16 protein-coding genes are annotated in these 17,094 nt (G+C 74.1%); 8 read left to right on the top strand and 8 right to left on the bottom strand.

Annotation, left to right across the window (positions count from 1 at the left end; all coding sequences use genetic code 11):
- Nucleotides 1-64 precede the first annotated feature (64 nt).
- On the top strand, nt 65-850 hold the full coding sequence (locus AC07BF_RS15895; protein WP_063349877.1) for an enoyl-CoA hydratase: 786 nt from the start codon (nt 65-67) through the stop codon (nt 848-850).
- 122 nt (nt 851-972) lie between these two features.
- Here the strand turns inward: AC07BF_RS15895 and AC07BF_RS15890 are convergent, their stop codons facing one another.
- Nucleotides 973-2,805, bottom strand: a complete 1,833-nt coding sequence (locus AC07BF_RS15890; RefSeq protein WP_478333483.1) for an NAD-binding protein — start codon at nt 2,803-2,805, stop codon at nt 973-975.
- 263 nt (nt 2,806-3,068) lie between these two features.
- On the opposite strand from AC07BF_RS15890, the gene AC07BF_RS15885 reads away from it, so the two are divergent.
- Nucleotides 3,069-3,668: an HdeD family acid-resistance protein gene (locus AC07BF_RS15885; RefSeq protein ID WP_363579522.1), complete on the top strand. Its 600-nt coding sequence runs from the start codon at nt 3,069-3,071 to the stop codon at nt 3,666-3,668.
- 49 nt (nt 3,669-3,717) lie between these two features.
- On the opposite strand, the gene AC07BF_RS15880 is transcribed toward AC07BF_RS15885, so the two are convergent.
- From AC07BF_RS15880 to AC07BF_RS15870, 3 genes are read right to left on the bottom strand one after another with little or no spacing between them, the layout of a single operon-like run.
- The gene (locus AC07BF_RS15880) at nt 3,718-4,353 is read right to left on the bottom strand and encodes a DUF6461 domain-containing protein (RefSeq protein ID WP_063349874.1); all 636 of its coding nucleotides are present in this window, start codon (nt 4,351-4,353) and stop codon (nt 3,718-3,720) included.
- A 60-nt stretch (nt 4,354-4,413) separates the two neighbouring features.
- Nucleotides 4,414-5,925: a CoA transferase gene (locus AC07BF_RS15875; RefSeq protein ID WP_478333482.1), complete on the bottom strand. Its 1,512-nt coding sequence runs from the start codon at nt 5,923-5,925 to the stop codon at nt 4,414-4,416.
- A 22-nt stretch (nt 5,926-5,947) separates the two neighbouring features.
- On the bottom strand, nt 5,948-6,577 hold the full coding sequence (locus AC07BF_RS15870) for a LysE family translocator (RefSeq protein WP_363579528.1): 630 nt from the start codon (nt 6,575-6,577) through the stop codon (nt 5,948-5,950).
- A gap of 167 nt (nt 6,578-6,744) precedes the next feature.
- On the opposite strand from AC07BF_RS15870, the gene AC07BF_RS15865 reads away from it, so the two are divergent.
- Entirely contained in the window at nt 6,745-7,203 is a 459-nt protein-coding gene (locus tag AC07BF_RS15865) for an Lrp/AsnC family transcriptional regulator (protein WP_400843622.1), read from the top strand.
- A gap of 85 nt (nt 7,204-7,288) precedes the next feature.
- On the opposite strand, the gene AC07BF_RS15860 is transcribed toward AC07BF_RS15865, so the two are convergent.
- On the bottom strand, nt 7,289-8,539 hold the full coding sequence (locus tag AC07BF_RS15860; RefSeq protein WP_478317850.1) for a cytochrome P450: 1,251 nt from the start codon (nt 8,537-8,539) through the stop codon (nt 7,289-7,291).
- A gap of 243 nt (nt 8,540-8,782) precedes the next feature.
- On the opposite strand from AC07BF_RS15860, the gene AC07BF_RS15855 reads away from it, so the two are divergent.
- A complete protein-coding gene (locus AC07BF_RS15855; protein ID WP_478333481.1) occupies nt 8,783-9,703 on the top strand; it encodes a hypothetical protein in 921 nt (306 codons plus the stop codon).
- 307 nt (nt 9,704-10,010) lie between these two features.
- Here AC07BF_RS15855 and AC07BF_RS15850 read toward each other — a convergent pair whose 3' ends face one another.
- The gene (locus AC07BF_RS15850; protein WP_478317848.1) at nt 10,011-10,295 is read right to left on the bottom strand and encodes a zf-HC2 domain-containing protein; all 285 of its coding nucleotides are present in this window, start codon (nt 10,293-10,295) and stop codon (nt 10,011-10,013) included.
- A gap of 55 nt (nt 10,296-10,350) precedes the next feature.
- Between AC07BF_RS15850 and AC07BF_RS15845 the strand changes: the two genes are divergently transcribed.
- From AC07BF_RS15845 to AC07BF_RS15830, 4 genes are all read left to right on the top strand, one after another.
- Nucleotides 10,351-10,914, top strand: a complete 564-nt coding sequence (locus AC07BF_RS15845) for a sigma-70 family RNA polymerase sigma factor (protein WP_363579536.1) — start codon at nt 10,351-10,353, stop codon at nt 10,912-10,914.
- 243 nt (nt 10,915-11,157) lie between these two features.
- The gene (locus AC07BF_RS15840; RefSeq protein ID WP_478333480.1) at nt 11,158-12,531 is read left to right on the top strand and encodes an MFS transporter; all 1,374 of its coding nucleotides are present in this window, start codon (nt 11,158-11,160) and stop codon (nt 12,529-12,531) included.
- A 104-nt stretch (nt 12,532-12,635) separates the two neighbouring features.
- A complete protein-coding gene (locus tag AC07BF_RS15835) occupies nt 12,636-14,006 on the top strand; it encodes a cytochrome P450 family protein (RefSeq protein ID WP_478333479.1) in 1,371 nt (456 codons plus the stop codon).
- A gap of 99 nt (nt 14,007-14,105) precedes the next feature.
- Nucleotides 14,106-15,128 carry an L-tyrosine/L-tryptophan isonitrile synthase family protein gene (locus tag AC07BF_RS15830; RefSeq protein WP_478333478.1) on the top strand — a complete coding sequence of 341 codons (1,023 nt, stop codon included), beginning with the start codon at nt 14,106-14,108 and terminating at the stop codon, nt 15,126-15,128.
- On the opposite strand, the gene AC07BF_RS15825 is transcribed toward AC07BF_RS15830, so the two are convergent.
- A complete protein-coding gene (locus tag AC07BF_RS15825) occupies nt 15,113-16,006 on the bottom strand; it encodes an ABC transporter ATP-binding protein (RefSeq protein ID WP_363579542.1) in 894 nt (297 codons plus the stop codon). The two genes, AC07BF_RS15830 and AC07BF_RS15825, sit on opposite strands and share 16 nt — an antisense overlap.
- Nucleotides 16,003-17,091, bottom strand: a complete 1,089-nt coding sequence (locus tag AC07BF_RS15820) for a FecCD family ABC transporter permease (protein ID WP_363579543.1) — start codon at nt 17,089-17,091, stop codon at nt 16,003-16,005. The genes AC07BF_RS15825 and AC07BF_RS15820 overlap by 4 nt, the downstream gene beginning before the upstream one ends.
- Nucleotides 17,092-17,094 lie beyond the last annotated feature (3 nt).

The following is a 17,094-nucleotide window of genomic DNA, read 5'->3' as shown; positions in this document are numbered from 1 at the left end:
TAGATCGTTGGATGGTCAGGGCGCGCCCGCGCGGCGCCGAGCAGCGGAATGGGAGTCAACGGCGATGACCGAGACCGAGACCTACGAGACGATCCTGGTCGAGCGCAAGGGCCGGGTGGGGCTGATCACGCTCAACCGACCGAAGGCGCTCAACGCTCTGAACACCCAGCTGATGAACGAGGTGGTCGCGGCCGCCACCGCCTTCGACCGGGACCCGGAGATCGGCTGTCTGGTGATCACCGGCTCGGAGAAGGCGTTCGCGGCCGGCGCCGACATCAAGGAGATGCAGGGCAACCGGTTCCCGGACGTCTACCTGGACGACTGGCTGGGCCCCTGGGACCGGCTCGGCGCGCTGCGCAAGCCGGTGGTGGCGGCGGTGGCCGGGTTCGCGCTGGGCGGCGGCTGCGAGCTGGCGATGCTGTGCGACATCCTGCTGGCGGCGGACACCGCGAAGTTCGGGCAGCCGGAGATCAAGCTCGGCGTGATCCCCGGCATCGGCGGCTCGCAGCGGCTGACCCGGGCGGTCGGCAAGGCGAAGGCGATGGAACTGTGCCTGACCGGCCGGATGATGGGCGCCGAGGAGGCCGAGCGGGCCGGCCTGGTCTCCCGGATCGTCCCGGCGGACCAGCTGCTGGCCGAGGCCCTGACGGTGGCCGAGACCGTCGCGGCGATGTCCACCCCGGCGGCGGTCATGCTGAAGGAAAGCGTCAACCGCGCCTTCGAGACGACCCTCGCCGAGGGCGTCCGTTTCGAGCGCCGGCTGTTCCACGCGGCGTTCGCTACGGCGGACCAGAAGGAGGGCATGGCGGCGTTCGCCGAGAAGCGCCCGCCGTCCTTCACCAACCGGTGACCTGGCCGCTCACGACTGACAGCTGACGGGTAACAGCCGACAAGCAACAGATAACAGCTGACAGATTTCGTCATCTGAAATCTGTCAGCTGTTATCTGTCGGCTGTTACCCGTCAGCCGCCATCACACCTCGTCCACCAGCGCGGTGTTGAGCCGGGCGAGCCCGCTACGGGTGGCGGCGACCACGATCTGGTCGCCGGGGGTGAGGCGCCGGGTGCGGTCGGGGAAGTTCCACTGCAACTGCGCGCTGCGGGCGAACCGGACGGCGATCACCCGGACGCCGCCCGGGTCCTCCAGGTCGTGCCGGTTCATCCCGATCAGCCCGCTGCCGTCCTCGACCGTCAACTCGGCGATCAGCAGCACGTGCCGGAACACCGACAGCATCCCGCGCACCTCGCGCCCCATCAGGGCGGCGGCGAAGGCGGGTGCGGCCAGGTACGAGACCGAGCGCGAGGCCGCGTTGTCCAGCGTCGCGTAGAAGTGCCCGGCGAAGTTGTCATCGAACAGCCGCACCACCACGCGGACTTCGGGATTCCCGTGGCGCGCCTCCAGGGCCGCCTCCAGGTTGGTGGCGTCGTCGCCGCTGACCGCGACCAGCGCCCGACTGTGCTTCAACCGGGCGCGGCGCAACTGCTCCTCGAACGGGCCGTCGCCCAGGACCACCGGGATGCCGAGCGCCCGGGCGGCGGCGATGCCCCGGGCCTGCGGGTCGCGCTCCATGCAGACCACCGGCACACCCAGTTCGTGCAGCTGGGCCGCGACCCGGGTGCCGACGTTGCCGAGGCCGACGACGATCACGTGGTCCCGGGTGCCGGCCCCGGGGTTGCGGGGCTGCCCGCGCCGCCCGGAGCCGAGCACCTCGACCGCGATGGCGGTGGCGACCGGGGCGAAGGTGATCCCGCAGATGGTGATCACCACCTGTGCCACCCGCTGCCACAGCCCGCCCGTCCCGGTCCCGGCGGCGATGTCGGCGAGTTGGTCGGGCTGGGCGGCGCCCGCGAGGTCGAGCAGCGAGATGTAGAGGGTCCAGCCGAAGTTCCGGTTCAGGTACCAGAGCACGCCGAAGGCCATCAGCACTGCGGCGAGGGCGGTGAGCAGCACCAGCCGCATCCGGGCGCTGGTGAAGAAGCGCATCATGTCGAGCAGCCGCCAGCGCGCCCGCCGCGCCCAGCTGATCGGTTCCCTGGGTTCGATGCGCAGCGCTTGGAGGGCGGCCACGCCGCCCGGCTCCTCCTCGGGCACCGGCTCCTCCTCGGGCACCGGCTCCGGTTCCGCGTCGCGGCGGACGCCACCGGGGCGCACCGGCCCGTCGTCGCCGAACTCGCTGGCGAGCCGGACGAAGTCGGCCGAGTCGCCGCGCTGTTCGGGCAGCAGGCGGATCCTGCTGAGGTCCTGGCGGTCGATGTGGTCGGCGACCACGCAGATCCGGTCGGAGGTGATGGCGTCGTCGAAGGCGATGTGCAGGAAGCGTCCGCCGATCTCGACCGAGTTGGGCCGCCCGAGCGCCGCCGCGGCGAAGGCGGGTGCGGCGGTGGCGGAACCGGAGAGCGCGGCGCCGTTCCTGAGCAGCCGTTCGATGTTCTCGCCGAGGCGCTGGTTGAACATCCGGAGCACGATCCGGATGTCCGGGTTGTGGCCTTGGGCGCTGAGCGCGGCGTGGATGTTGTCCTGGTCGCTGCCCTCGACGAGGGCGAGGCCGCGGGCGGTGTCGATCGACACCTCGCGCAGCGCCTCGTCGGTGATGCTGGCGGACTCGACGACGGCGGCGACGCCGGGGAGTTGCTCGATCTGCGGCGCGTGGTCGCGGGTGCGATCGGCGACCAGGACGACGACCGGGACCTCGTAGTGCTCGACGAGTTCCAGGACCAGCCGGTGGGCGAGTGCGTTGCCCCCGCAGACGATGTAGTGCTGACTGACCGGCTCGACCGAACGGGTCCCCCACCCTTCAGAAGTCATACCGCCGGATGATATCGACGGCAGGCGGCCGGACGGTGTCGTTCCGGCGACCGGAAGGCCACCGGAGCCGCTCCATCGAACATTCGTCTCCTCCGTGCTTCCCCTCCCGTCCCCCTTCCATCCCCCTCCGCCTCCTCTCTTCCCTCTCCTGTCTCTCCTGTCTCCGTCCCCCGAACGGCCGCACCCGACGCGCCGGTCGGCGGTGGCCCGGCCAGTCTGGGGTTCGACCCCTGCCCGTCCCCGGCCCCGAGGAGTACACCACCGTGGTTTCCCCGATCATCACCCCCGACGGTTCCCCGGTCCAGGGTCCGCTCGGCCAGCTCGCCAAGGCCGCCTGGCAGGTCCTGCTGCTCGCCGGAATCGTCTCGCTGGCCCTCGGAATCGTCGTCTTCGTCTGGCCGAGGGAGACCCTGCTGGTGGTGGGCGTGCTGTTCGGCCTCTACCTGCTGGTCATCGGCATCGTGCAGCTGGTCGCCGCGTTCGGCACCCACGCGTCCACCGCACTGCGGGTGCTGGCCTTCATCAGCGGGGCGATCTGCGTCCTGCTGGGGCTGCTCTGCTTCCGCAGCGCGGCGCAGTCGCTGGTCCTGCTGGCGATCTGGATCGGCATCGGCTGGCTGTTCCGGGGCATCACCCAGCTCGCCGCCGCGGTCTCCGACCCGGAGATGCCGGCCCGTGGCTGGCAGGCCTTCGCAGGAGCGGCCAACACGGTGGCCGGTGTGCTGCTGCTGGTCTGGCCGGTCGGTTCGATCGCCGCGTTGACCGTCCTGGCCGGCTGCTGGCTACTGATCCTCGGGCTGATCGAGATCGTGACGGCCCTCCAGATGCGAGGCCGGGCCAAGCAGATCCCGGCGGGGGTCTGACTTCACGACCTGACTTCACGGGCCTGACTTCACGGGCCTCACTCCGCAGCTAGCGCGTCGGCGCGTAGCCGATCCGGAACGTGGCGGCCTCCAGCCGTTCCGGCGTGAGCCGGACGTCCGTCAGCCGCTCGGCCAGCGCGAACGCGGCCTCGGTGTGCAGGTCATGACCCTCCCCGTCGAGCTGGAAGCCGCAGGCCGTCAGCAGCGCGGGGACACCGGGGGCGTCGGCGTCCGAACCGTGCCGCTGGGTGGGGAACAGCGGCTCGAACTGGAGCCGGCAGCTGCCCTGCTCCCACCAGTTGAAGTGGTCCACCGCGACGGCGTTCCGGAAGTGCGAGACCAGCCGGGTGCCGTCGGCGAGGCGGCGGATGACGTCGGGCAGGCTGCCGAGGTAGCCGAAGACCTCGACGACGACGGCCCACCCGTCGAGTTCGGTGACGGCGACGAGCAGCCGGTCATCCTCCGGCTCGATCCGGGCCTCCGCCTCCTCGTCCTCCCCGTCGTCGAAGGTCTCCCAGGCGGCGACCACGGCGTCCAGGCCGGTGACCTCCCGACCGGGCAGGGCGCCGAAGCGGCGCAGCAGTTCGTCGGCGGTGATCCCCTCGACCAGCGTCAGGCAGTGGGCCGCCCCGGGGATGGGGTAGCGCTGCTCGAACCAGGTGTAGTCGGTGGCGTGTGCAGTCATGCGCCGATGCTGCCAGCTGCCTGTGACACCGCCGGCCGGGGCGGCGGTTGCGCGGCGTCCTCAGAGCCAGACCGGCGCGTCCGTCCCCCAGCGCCCCGGCGGGCGGGACCAGTCGGTGGGCGCGCCGGTGTAGGCGATGGGCGGCAGGGCGTGGCGCAGCCGTCCGTAGGCGGAGTCGGTCTCGGCGAGCCACCGGGCCGGGTCGTACGCCCCGGTGTCCGGAGCGCCGTCCGCCGGGGTAGCAGGGGCGGGCGCCTCGGGCGGGATGCCGTGCAGCAGCCACGAGGCCGTACCGGCGAGGGAGAACCGCAGGTGGCGGCCGCCGGGCCGACCGGTGCGCTGCTCGGTGAGGGCGCGCAGGACGGCGGCGGCGACGAGGTAGCCGGTGCCGTGGTCGAGGGCCTGGGCGGGCAGTACGCCGGGGCGGCCGTCGGGGCCGGCCTCGTGGGCGGCGATGCCGACGCCGGCCTGGACGAGGCTGTCGAAGCCGCGCCGGCCGGCCCAGGGGCCGGTCCAGCCCCAGGCGCAGAGCTGCGCGACGATCAGGCCGGGGTGGCGGGCCGACAGTGCGTCGGGGGCGAGGCCGTGCTCGTCGAGGGCGCCGGGGCGGTAGCCGGTGACGAGGACGTCGGCGGTGGCGAGCAGGCCGTCGAAGACGGCTCGGTCGGCGGGATCGGCGAGGTCGAGGCGGGTGGAGCGCTTGCCGAAGCCGGTGTCGGCGTGGGCGTCGTCGGCCTCGGGGAGCTGGGGCGGGTCGACGCGCAGGACGTCGGCGCCCAGCAGGGCGAGGGTGCGGGTGGCGACCGGTCCGGCGATGACCCGGGTGAGGTCGAGGACGCGGATCCCGGCGGCGGGCCGCTCCGGGCCGGCGTCGCCGAGCGGGCGGACGGGCGCGGTGCCGGTCACCCGGCTCTCCACCAGGGGGTGCATGGTGGCACTCGCCGGCGCGACGGCGACGGCGAGCGCCCCCGCTTCGAACGCCCGCCCCTGGACCTGCCCCGCCGGCAGTCCGCCCAGCAGCTCGGCGAGTTGTTCGGGCCCGGCGTCGGCGGGCAGGTCGAGGGCGGCGAGCAGTCGGGTGCGGTGGTGCGGGTAGTTGGCGTGGGTGCGGACCCAGCCGTCGGCGGTGCGCCAGAAGCCGGAGTGCGGGGCGAAGCTGACGGGCGTGCGACCGTCGACGGTCAGGTGGCGTTCGCTGACGAAGGCGGTGGCGACGGCGCCCTGGTCCACCCGGACAGCGGGGACCGGGCCGCCGGCGCGGTGGGCGGCGAGTTCGGCGGCGGCCAGCGAGCAGGCGGCCACGGTGGCCCGGGCGAGCCGGCGCACCGGCAGGCCGGAGGGCAGGACGTCGCCGGGGCCGTGGAAGGAGACCCGCCCCAGCAGGTCGGCCGATCCGCCGAGGGCGGTCCAGAGTTCGGCGGTGGGCCGGTCCGTGGGTTCCCCGCCGGGGGCGGGCTGTTCGGTGGGCACGGCCTGATCGGTGGAGGCGGGCTGATCGGCGGGCACGGCCTGATCGGTGGAGGCGGGCTGATCGGCGGGCCGGGTGCCGGGGAAGGTCGGACGCTCTGTCATGCCCGGCATTGTGCTCCCGTTCTCAGGCGCTCGCCGTGACGCCCGCCACCAGCATCAGCAGCACCGCCGAGACGAGGGTCATCCGGCGCGCCGCGCGCGGGGTGCCGCCGAGCCGTCCGCCCAGGCGTCCGCTGGCGTGCGCGACCAGCCCGTACACGACGGCGCAGGCCAGCACGTTGAGCGAGCCGAGGGCGAGCACCTGCCCGCCGACCGGCAGCGCGGCGCCCGGCTCGACGAACTGCGGCACCAGGGAGAGGTAGAGCAGCAGCCCCTTGGGGTTGAGCAGGGCGGTCAGCATGCTCTGGCGCAGCACGGTCGCGGTGGGCTGCGGCTTGGGCTCGGTGAGGGCCGTGGCGCCCCCGCCCTTGCGCAGCGCGAGCAGCATGGTGACGGCCAGCACCAGCAGGTACGCGGCGCCGGTGAGGCGCAGGACGGGCAGGGCGGCGGGGACGGCACGCAGCGCGGCGGCCAGGCCGGCGCTGGAGAGCAGGGTGTGGACGGCGTAGCCGGCGCAGACGCCGCCGACCGCGGTGAAGGCGGCGCGCCGGCCCTGGCCGAGGCCCCGGGCGGCGATGTAGAGCCAGTCGGGCCCCGGTGTGCAGACCAGCAGCAGGTCGACTCCGAGGAAGAGGAGGAGGGCGTGGGTGTCCATGGGTGGCGGTGACCTGTCGTGCTCGTTCGGGCGGGTCCCGGCCGTTGGTCCGGTGATCCTCGCGGCACCTGTCCGGTGCGTTCGGTCACTGAAGGTAGCCGGATAGCCCTGGCACACGATGGCCACTTCCTGCTCGCCCGGCCCGCGTTTTGGCAGAATATTGCGCCATGGACCGAATCGACCGCAGAATCCTCCGCGAGCTCCAGCAGGACGGCCGCCTGACCAACGCCGACCTGGCCGCCCGGGTGGACCTCACCCCCTCCCCCTGCCTGCGCCGGGTCCGACAACTGGAGCAGGACGGCGTGATTCGCGGCTACCGCGCGCTCCTGGACGGCACGGCGGTCGGACGCGGCTTCCAACCCTTCGTCACGATCACCATGCGTCACGAGGATCAGGTGACGGTCGCCGAGTTCGAACGCCGGGTGGCGGAGCTGCCGGAAGTGGTGGAGGCGCACCGCCTCTTCGGGGAACCCGACTACCTGCTGCGCATCGCGGTGGCCGACATCGCCTCGTACGAGCGCTTCATCACCGACGTGCTCTCCGGCCTGCCGGGGATCGCGCAGGTCAACTCCCATCTGACGATGAAGCAGGTGAAGGCCGACCGGGGGCTGCCGATCGGCGGGTAGGGCGCGAACGGGGGCTCGGAGGGCTGGAGGGTTCGGAGGGCTCGGAGGGCTGGAGGGTTCGGAGGGCTCGGAGGGCTCGGACGGTTCAGAACGTGAAGCGCAGCGACCGGACCCGGTGGTCGAAGTTGGACGGAACGATGTCCGGCTCGCCGACCGACCGCACCTCGGGCAGCCGGGCGAACAGCTCGCGGAACAGCACCTTCATCTCCTGCCGTGCCAGGTGCGCCCCGATGCAGTAGTGCGGCCCTCCGCCGCCGAAGCCGAGGTGGGGGTTGGGCGTGCGGGTGATGTCGAACGCGTCCGGGTCGGGGAAGACCGTCTCGTCCCGGTTGGCCGAGCCGAAGAACAGTGCGACCTTCTCTCCCGCGTGCAGCAGCGGGCCCCCGGGGCCGCCGAGCTCGTGGTCGACGGCGAGGGTCCGGCGGAAGTGGATGATCGGCGTGGCGTGGCGGATGATCTCGTCGACCGCACCGCCGAGCCCCCCGTCGAGGTCCGCGAGCAGCAGGGCGCGCTGCTCCGGGTGCGCGGTCAGCAGGTGCAGGCCGTGGGCGAGCGCGTTGCGGGTGGTCTCCACGCCGGCCACCAGCAGCAGGGAGAAGAACGCGCCGAGTTCACGTCCGGTGAGCCGACGGCCGTCCACGTCGGCGGTGACCAGGGCGGAGATCAGGTCCTCGGTGGGCCTGCGGCGGCGCTCACGGCCGATCGAGGCGACCATGCCCTGCATGCGGGCCAGTGCCAGCAGCCCGCGCCCGGGCATCCGGATCCGGCGGCGCAGCGGGCGGGCCACGCCGATGTTCTCGGAAGCGTGGTTGACCTGGTCCAGGATCATTCGGCGCGGGTGTTCCGGGATCCCCATCATGGTGCAGATCACCTGGAAGGGGAGCTCGGCGGCCACGGAGGTGACGAAGTCCTCCGGCCGCCGCCGCTCGACGTCGTCGACCAGGCGGGTGGCGACGCGGCGGATGTCCTCCTCTACCTGGCCGAGCAGCCGGGGGGTGAAGGCTCGCGAGACGATCCTGCGCAGCTGGGCGTGCCGGGGGTCGTCGAGGTTGACCATCGAGTCGCCGAACACCAGCCGGACCCAGCGGGGCGGTTCCGGGGTGGTGACGCCGGGGCCGCTGAGGAACACCGCGGGGGTGCGGCTGGCCTCGACCACGTCGGCGTGGCGGACCAGCGCGTGGAAGCCCCGACCGGTGGCGGGATCTCCGAAGAACACCGGCGCGGGGAGTCGGCGCAGTTCGGCGAAGGCGACCGCGCGGGCGGGGGCGGGCAGCTGCCAGAAGCGGGGGTCGGCGAGGTCGGCGGCGGGGGCCGCCAAGCCGGTCGAGGTCTCCATGGCCGGGCCTCCTGCTTCGCGTTCGGGGTCCGCCCGGCGGCCACCATCGGTGCCGGGGTGTGCACATTTAGTGAGCAAGCGGAGGGCGATGTCAAACCGCGTCGATGGTCGTACGAACGGGTTGGTGCGGCGGCCGGACCGGGTGTCTCGACGCGCGGCGGCACGGGGCCGGGCATGGTCTCACGGGGTGGAACCGGCCAATACCGGAGGGTGCGGTCCGGGCCGGGCGGGACGGGTGCGACGATGAGTGCCATCGTGATGACCGACCGGATCCGCCTGCTGCGCGCCGTGGTCTTCGCCGCGCTGTGCGTGGCGCTGGCCGCCGCGGCGCACGTCGCCATGGCCGGAGCCGGGGTCTCACCGCCGGTGCTGGCCGGCGCGTTCGGGGCCGTCCTCGGTCTGACCTGGCTGCTCGCCGGCAGGCGGCGCGGGCTCGGCGCGATCAGCGCCTGGATGGTCGCGGCGCAGAGCGCGCTGCACCTGCTGTTCGAACAGGCCGCGGCGCTCGGCCGGGGAGGCGGCGGTCTCGGCCGGCTCGCCACCACGGACTGGGCCTCGCTGCTGCTCTGCAACCCCGAGCGGATCCCCGGCGGGCTCTCCCCCGTCGAGCTGGCCCGGATGGCGGGCCTCGACCCGGACGTCCCGCCCGCCGCCAACGGCCTGCACGCCATGGCTGGCATGCACCACGGGACGGCGGCGGCGGGTGTGGTTTCCGCCCCGGTATCGGTATCGGTACCCACGTCCGCGTCGGTCTCCGTGTCGGTCTCCGCGTCTGCTTCGGCTTCGGCTGATGGGACGGCGCTGGACGTGGCCGGGATGGCAGGGATGCCCTCCGGGACGACACACGGGATGGCGCACGGGATGGCGCACGGGATGTCCCTCGGGATGATCGCCGCCCACGCGCTCGCCGCGCTGGCCTGCGCGCTGCTGCTGTGGCGCGGTGACGCCGCGCTGGTCCGGCTCTTCGACCTGCTCGGCGCGCTCGGCACCGTGGTCGCGGGAGTGCTGGTGCTCCCGCTGCTGGCGCTGTTCGCGCGCCCCTTCGGCTACCGCCCGCCGACTGCGCCCCGGCCCACCGGCGGCCGGACCCGGCCATCCCGGTCGGTGCTGCTCACCCATGCCGTGGTCCGGCGCGGCCCGCCGGCGCTCGCCCTCGCCTGCTGACGCGCCCGCCGCCCCCACTCCTCTGCCCACCGCCCCCGGCAGCCCACCGCCGCCGGGGACCGCAGGGCCCACGGGGTTCACTCGACGGGCAGGTCGCCCTGCCGCTCGGCCGTGCCTTCGCCGCCGTGCCGCCAGGGCCCGGACCCGCGCCCGCCCACCGTCTCCTCCGTGGAGGCGCCGTGGGCAGCGCGGAAGTCCCATGGACCGCCGGCGGCGCCGCCTCGGGTGGCGCCGCTCCCAGCCCTCCCCTCAGGACCTTCGCATGCCTGACTACGACGGCGCACCGGCTTGGGCCGGCGCCACCGTCCTACCGCTCCACGGCCTCCGGCCCGTCCGGGGCCTGACCGCCCCCGAGCCCCCTCACGCCGAGCCCCCTCACGCCGAGCCCGTCCAGCAAGCGGGCCGACCACTCCTCCGACGGACCGGCGGCGGCGCTCACCCGGACGCGGCCGCGCAGTTGCTCGGCCCGCTCCAGCCACGCCCGGCAGCCGGCGCAGCGCGCGACGTGCCCGTCCAGCCGGCCATCCGGCAGTCCGGTCGGTTCGCCGTCGAGCCGGGCCGACAGGGCGGTACGGAACTGCGCGCATCTCATACGACCATCGTCCCGCACTGCCCTCGCGGTGGGACCGGCCGGGTGGGAGGCCGCCGTGGATGACGAGCAGCTCACCGCGCTCGCGCTGACCGCCCGCGCGGGCCGGGCCCCGGACGTCGAGGCCTTCGTCCGTGCCACCCAGCGGGACGTCTGGCGGTTCGTCGCCCACCTCACCGACGTCCAGTCCGCCGACGACCTCGCACAGGAGACCTTCCTGCGCGCGCTGCGCGGCCTGCCCGCGTTCGCCGGCCGCTCCTCGGCCCGCACCTGGCTGCTGTCGATCGCCCGGCGCACGGTGATCGACCGGTACCGGACGGCCGCCGCCCGACCGCGCTGCGCGGCGCTGCCGGACTGGCAGGAGGCGGCGGAGCGGCAGGGGGCCGAACCGGCGGCCGGGTTCGAGGACGGCGTCGCGCTCGGGGACCTGCTCGACCGGGTGCCCGCCCAGCGGCGGGAGGCCTTCGTGCTCACCCAGGTGGTCGGCCTGAGCTACGCCGAGGCGGCCGAGGTCGCCGGTTGCCCGATCGGCACCGTACGCTCCCGAGTCGCCCGCGCCCGGGAGGAGCTGATAGCCCGGCTCCGCGCGGCCGAGGGCGGGGAACTCGCAGCGGCCTGCTGAGCGGACGGACGGCAGGTGGCAGCAACAGATGACAACTAACAGATAACAGATTTCGAAATCTGTTATCTGTTAGTTGTCGGTTGCCATCTGTCCGTCGCCCGCCACCCCCGCCCGCCCATCCGTCGGCCCATCCGAAAATTCCCCCACATGTTCGGAACTGGAGCCCCCGCGCCTCCGACTGCTGTACCGGACCCCGCCGCCGAGGCGGTGTCCGGGACAGCAGCCGGGCAACGGAGGGACTCCATGGCAGCGCAACAGCCACTGGCCGCCGCCACACTGACGGACCGTCATTCCGATGCGGCGGACCGGTGGATCCTGGTCGTGGCCGCCGGGCTGCTCTCGTTCGTCGCGATGCTCGACATGAACGTGGTCAACCTGGCCCTCACCGATATCTCGGCCAGCCTGCACGTGTCCGCCGGGGTCGCCCAGTGGGCCACCCTCGGCTACCAACTCCCTCTGGTGGCGCTCCTCCTGCCCGCCGGGCGCTGGCTGGACCAGGTGGGCACCCGCTCGGCGCTGCTGCTCGCCGTCAGCTGCTTCGCCGCGTGCAGCGTGCTGGCCTCCCTCGCCCCCTGGGCGGGCTGGCTGATCGCCGCCCGGCTGCTCCAGGGCGCCTTCGGCGCGGTGCTGTTCGTCCTGATGCCTGTGCTGGCCGCCGCCTCCGTCCGCCCCGAGTCCCGCGGACGGGCGATGAGCGTCCCGGCGACGCTCGGCCCGCTCGGCGCCGTCACCGGGCCGGTCATCGGCGGCCTGCTGCTGGACCACTTCGGCTGGCGGGCGGTCTTCCTGATCAAGCTGCCGGTCTGTCTGGCCGCCGTGCTGATCGTGCGCCGGTACGCCCCGCGGCGGGGCCGCCTGCGCCCGCCCGACCGGGCATCACTCGGCGACGCCGCCCTGATAGGCGCGGCCGTCGCCGCCGTGCTGCTCGCACTGACCCTGGCCCCGGAGGCGCCGCTGTGGCTGCTGCTGGCGCTGCCCGCCGCCCCTCTGGTGCTGGTCTGGCTGCGCCGCCCCGGGGGCAGGCCGGTCGCCGAGGTGCTGCGGGCCGCCGGAACCGTCGGGGTCAACGCGTCGGTGCTGGCCCTCGCCGCCGGCTTCGCGGCCTGCCACTACCTGCTCGCCCAGCACCTGCGCGGCCCGGGTGGCGAGAGCGCCACCGCCACCGCGCTCACCATGCTGGCCTTCCCGCTCGGCATGGTGCTGGCCGGCCGGGTCGGCGGGCGGCTGGCCGACCGCTGGGGCGCCCGCCCGACCGCGCTCGCCGGCGCCGCCGTCACCACCCTCGGCCTGGCGCTGCTCGTCCCGCTGGACACCGGCTGGTCCGCCGCCGACGTCGCCTGGCGGCTCGCCCTGGCCGGTGTCGGGATGGGCCTCAACGGCGGCCCCACCCAGGCCCTGGTGATGACCGCCTCGCCCCCCGGGAAGCTCGCCACCGCGGGCTCCGCCGTCCAACTGGCCCGCAGCCTGGGCTTCGCCCTCGGCCCGGCCCTGGCCGGCGCCGCCGCGCTGGCCGGCGACCGCGCCACCACCGGCACCCGGGCGGGTATCGCCATGGCCGCCCTGGTCGCGGCGACGGCCGTGGTCCTGCTCGCCCTGCACCGCCGTCCACGGACCTGAGACCGCCGGACCGCGTCTCCCCGACTCCCCTCGCCCGCACCCCGGGGCCCGTGCCCCCAGAGCCCGCACCCCGTCATGCCCGCACGACCGGAGGAACACCGCAGATGACCGACACCGTCCACGACCCGGCGCCGGCCCACCCGGCGGACGAGCCGCGCTGCCCGTACGGGTACGACCAGCTCCCGGACCCCGTACCGCTGTACGGCCCCGCGTACAAGAGCGACCCGTACCCGCTCTACCGGCGGATGCGCGAGGCCGGGCCGGTACACCGGGTGGAGTTCCCGAGCGGCATCCACGCCTGGCTGGTCACCGGCTACCAGGCCGCCCACGAGGCCCTCAACGACCCCCGGTTCGGCAAGAACCACGCGCTGGGCAACGAGGACTGGCGCAAGCTGGCGTCGATCATGCCGGAGCCGCAGCACTCCCAGTTGCAGGTCCACCTGCTGCACCAGGACCCGCCCAAGCACACCACGATGCGCAGGCTCGTCCTGGACGCCTTCGCGCCGCGTCGGGTGGAGTCGTTGCGCCCGCGCTTCCAGGAGCTGGCCGACGCACTGGTCGACGAACTGCCCGAGGCCGGCGGCGCCGAGCTGGTGGCCGGCTTCGCGGCACACTTCCCGTTCCGGGTCCTCGCCGAAGTGATCGGCCTGCCATCCGAGTTGGCGAGGCGATTCGACCGCGACTGGGGCAAGGTCGTGCAGCCCGTCGGCCCGCACGACCCGGGCCGCCCGGCGTACGAGGCGCGGCTGCGCGGCCTCCAGACGTACATCGCCGACGTCGTCGCCCACAAGCGCGCCGGGAACCCCGTCGATGATCACGACCGACACGACCCGGCCACGGCCGGCGCCGACCTGCTGGGCCGGCTAGTCGCCGCCCACGACGCGGGCGAGTTGAGCCGCGAGGAGCTCGACTCCATGGTGTTCCAGCTGCTGGTCGCGGGCCAGGAGCCGGTCACCAACCAGATCACCACCATGCTGATCACCCTGCTGCGCCACCCCGACCAGCTCGCCCGGCTGCGCGGCTCCCTCTCCGAGGGGCCCGCCCACGACCCCGACCTGCTGGCCCGCGCGGTGGAGGAACTGCTGCGCCACGACGCCGCGTTCGAGCTCACCACCTGGCGTTTCCTCGCCGAGGACGGAGACCTGTTCGGGACCACCGTCCCGGCCGGCGACTCGGTGATCGTCTCGCTGTGTGCCGCCAACCGGGACGAGACGCGGTTCCCGGACGCGGACCGCCTCGACCTCGACCGCACGCCCAACGCCCATCTCGCCTTCGGCCACGGCATCCACTACTGCCCCGGCGCCGCCCTGGCCCGGGCCGAACTCCAGACCGCCATCGCCACCCTGCTCACCCGGCTGCCCGGGCTGCGCCCGTCCGAGGCCCCCGGCGAGGGCCTGGACTCCCTCGCCTGGATCCCCGCCGTCCTGGCGCGCGGGGTCAACCGGCTGCCCGTCGGCTATGACCGGCGGGTCTGAGCCGGGGCCCTCGGCCACCGCACGAACACCTCTCGGCCGCCCGCCGACGTCCACCCGGCGTCCGCTCCACACCCGCACCACCTTCCACGGAGGACCACCATGCCGCCCGCCGGCACCGTTTCCACCCGCCACCACCACACCGCACCCGGGCCCACACCCGCGCCCGAGCCCGCGAACACCGGGGGCGGCGCCGACCCGCAGTCCGACCCGCAGTCCGCCGCGCGGCTCGCCGCCCGGATCCTCGGCCTGCTGCTGCCGCACCGCCGCGCCTCCGACCCGAGGCTGGACGCCAAGCCCGAGCATTTCCCGTTCCAGATAGCCCAGTTGACGGACTTCATCACCGCCGGCGACCCGATCCTGTTCACCCTGCCCGGTTTCCCCTGCAAGTCGCCGAATCCCGCGAAGGTGCTCAGCCACCTGCCCGACGAGGGCGAGCGGCTGTCGCTCACCTTCCTCGACGGGCTCTGCGCGGAGATCGGCGGGTACTACGAGCCCGGCGCGCGGATCCTGATCTGCTCGGACGGCCACATCTTCGGCGACCTCGTCCACGTCCCCGACGACCACATCGACGAGTACTCCGACGAGTTGACGGCGATGATCGCACGCGAGGACCTCTCCCACCTCGCCACCTTCGACCTGCGGGACGTCCTCGGCGACCTGCCGTACGACGACAAACGCGCCCGGGTGCACGCCCAGTACGCGCCGAGCGTCGAGGAGTTGCGCGAGCTGGTGCTGACGGACGAGGAGACCCTGCGGCTCTACCGCGGCATCACCCGCTTCCTGACCGACGACACCGTCGGCTTCACCGGCACCCGCTCCGCCCTGCAACGCGACTGCCGCCGCCGCGCGTACGGGGTGATCCAGCGCAGCCGCTCCTGGGGCGAGTTGATCGCCGAACAGCACCCCCGGTCGGTCCGGCTCTCCATCCACCCGCAACCGGCGGGCGCACCGAAGTTCGGCATCCGGCTGCTGGAGGCCGCCGACGCCTGGATGACGCCCTGGCACTCATCGGTACTCCACCGTGCCGACGGGGACTGGGAGTTGCTGCGCAGCGAGGACGCCGCGCAGCGCGGCCGGCTGGTCGAACTCGACGGCCGGCCGAGCCACTACGAGGCGTTCTGACGCGCGGGCCCCACCTCGGCAGCCTGCACCCCCTCGACCCCCGCCCCACCAGCGTCCGCCCCGGCCCCGGCACCCTCCACCGGGGCCGGGGCCGGGGCGGTCGGGACGGCCGGCGTGCGGTGGTCGAAGGCGATCAACGGGTCGCCGGTGAGCGGGTGTTCGACCACCGCGGCCCGAACGCCGAAAACCTCGGCCAGCAGCTCCGCGGTCAGCACCTCGCGCGGCGCCCCGGAGGCCACCAGGGCGCCGCGGTGCAGGACGTGCAGCCGGTCGCAGACGGAGGCGGCGGCGTTGAGGTCGTGCAGCGCGACCAGGGTGGTGCGGCGCTGGTCCCGCAGCAGGGCGAGGAGTTCGACCTGGTGGCGGACGTCCAGATGGTTGGTCGGCTCGTCCAGCACCAGGACGTCAGGCTGCTGGGCGAGCGCGCGGGCCAGCAGCACCCGTTGCCGTTCGCCCCCGGACAGTTGGGCGAAGCGGCGGTCGGCGGCATCCGCCATGCCGACGCGTGCCAGCGCGTCGGCGGTGATCCGGTGGTCCTCGGCGTCGTCGGCGGCGAACGACCGCTTGTAGGGGGTGCGGCCCATCGCGACCACTTCGCGGACGCTCAACTCGAAGTCCCCGCCCCGCTCCTGCGGCAACGCAGCGATGTGCCGGGCGGACTGCGCGGGGCGCAGCCCGGCCAGGTCGCGCCCGGCCAGCAGCACCCGCCCGGCGCTCGGCCGCAGGTGCCGGTAGACGGTGCGCAGCAGGCTGGACTTTCCGCTGCCGTTGGGCCCGACCAGGCCGGCGATCTCCCCCTCCTCGGCGACCAGGTGGACGCCGGCCACCACCGCCCGCCCGGACAGGGTGACGCTCAGGTCCTCGACGGCGATCCTCACGTGCGCTCCAGTCGTCGGTCCAGCAGGTAGAGCAGGGTGGGGGCGCCGAGGACGGCGGTGACCACGCCGATCGGCAGTTCCTGGCCGTCCAGCGCGGTGCGGGCCACGGTGTCGACCACGACCAGCAGCAGCGCGCCGGTGAGCGCGGACAGCGGCAGCAGGCGCCGGTGGTCGCCGCCGACGAGCAGACGGCAGACGTGCGGCACCATCAGTCCGACGAAGCCGATCGCGCCGGAGACCGCGACCAGCACGCCGGTCAGCACGCTGGTGACGACGAAGACCTCCCGGCGCAGCCGGGTGACGTCCACGCCGAGCCCGGCGGCCGTCTCGTCGCCCATGAGCATCGCGTTGAGCCCGCGGGCACGGGCCTGGAGCAGGGCCAATCCGAGCGCCACCGCGACGGCGGGGACGGCGAGTTGGGCCCAGACGGCGCCGCCGAGACTGCCCATCAGCCAGAACAGCACGCCACGGGTCTGCTGCTCGTCGCGGGTCTGCAGGACGAGGTAGCTGGTGATGCCGCCGAGGAACTGGGCGATGGCGATGCCCGCGAGGACCAGGCGCAGCGGGGAGAAGCCGCCGCCGCGCCGGGCCGCCAGCCAGACCAGGGAGAACGCGGCGAGCGCGCCGGCGAAGGCCGCCAGGGAGACGGTGAGGCCGAGCGCGCTGCCGAAGGCGAGGTCGAGGCCGAGCGAGGTGCCGAGGACGATCGCGGCGACCGCCCCGAGGGAGGCGCCGGAGGAGATGCCGAGCAGGTAGGGGTCGGCGAGCGGGTTGCGGACCAGGGCCTGCACGGCCGTGCCGACCAGGCCGAGCCCGGCCCCGACCATCGCCGCCAGCAGGGCGCGCGGGACGCGCAGCTGCCAGACGATGAGGTCGCGGGTGCCGGGTTCGGGGGCCCGCCCGGTGAGGTGGTGGGCGACCACCGACCAGACCTCGCCGGGCGGGATGTCCACTGCGCCGAACGACACGGCGGCGGTCAGCGCGAGTACCAAGGCGGCGATCAGCGCGACGGCCAGCGGCCCGGCCCGCAGGGTGCGGGCCGGGCGGGGCTCGTCGCGCCGTTCGGCGGAGACGGCCGACGTCACCGG

The sequence above is a fragment of the Kitasatospora sp. NPDC043950 genome (assembly GCF_056435345.1).
Note: the sequence above shows the minus strand (reverse complement) of the source record. Positions and strands in the feature narration are given on the sequence as shown.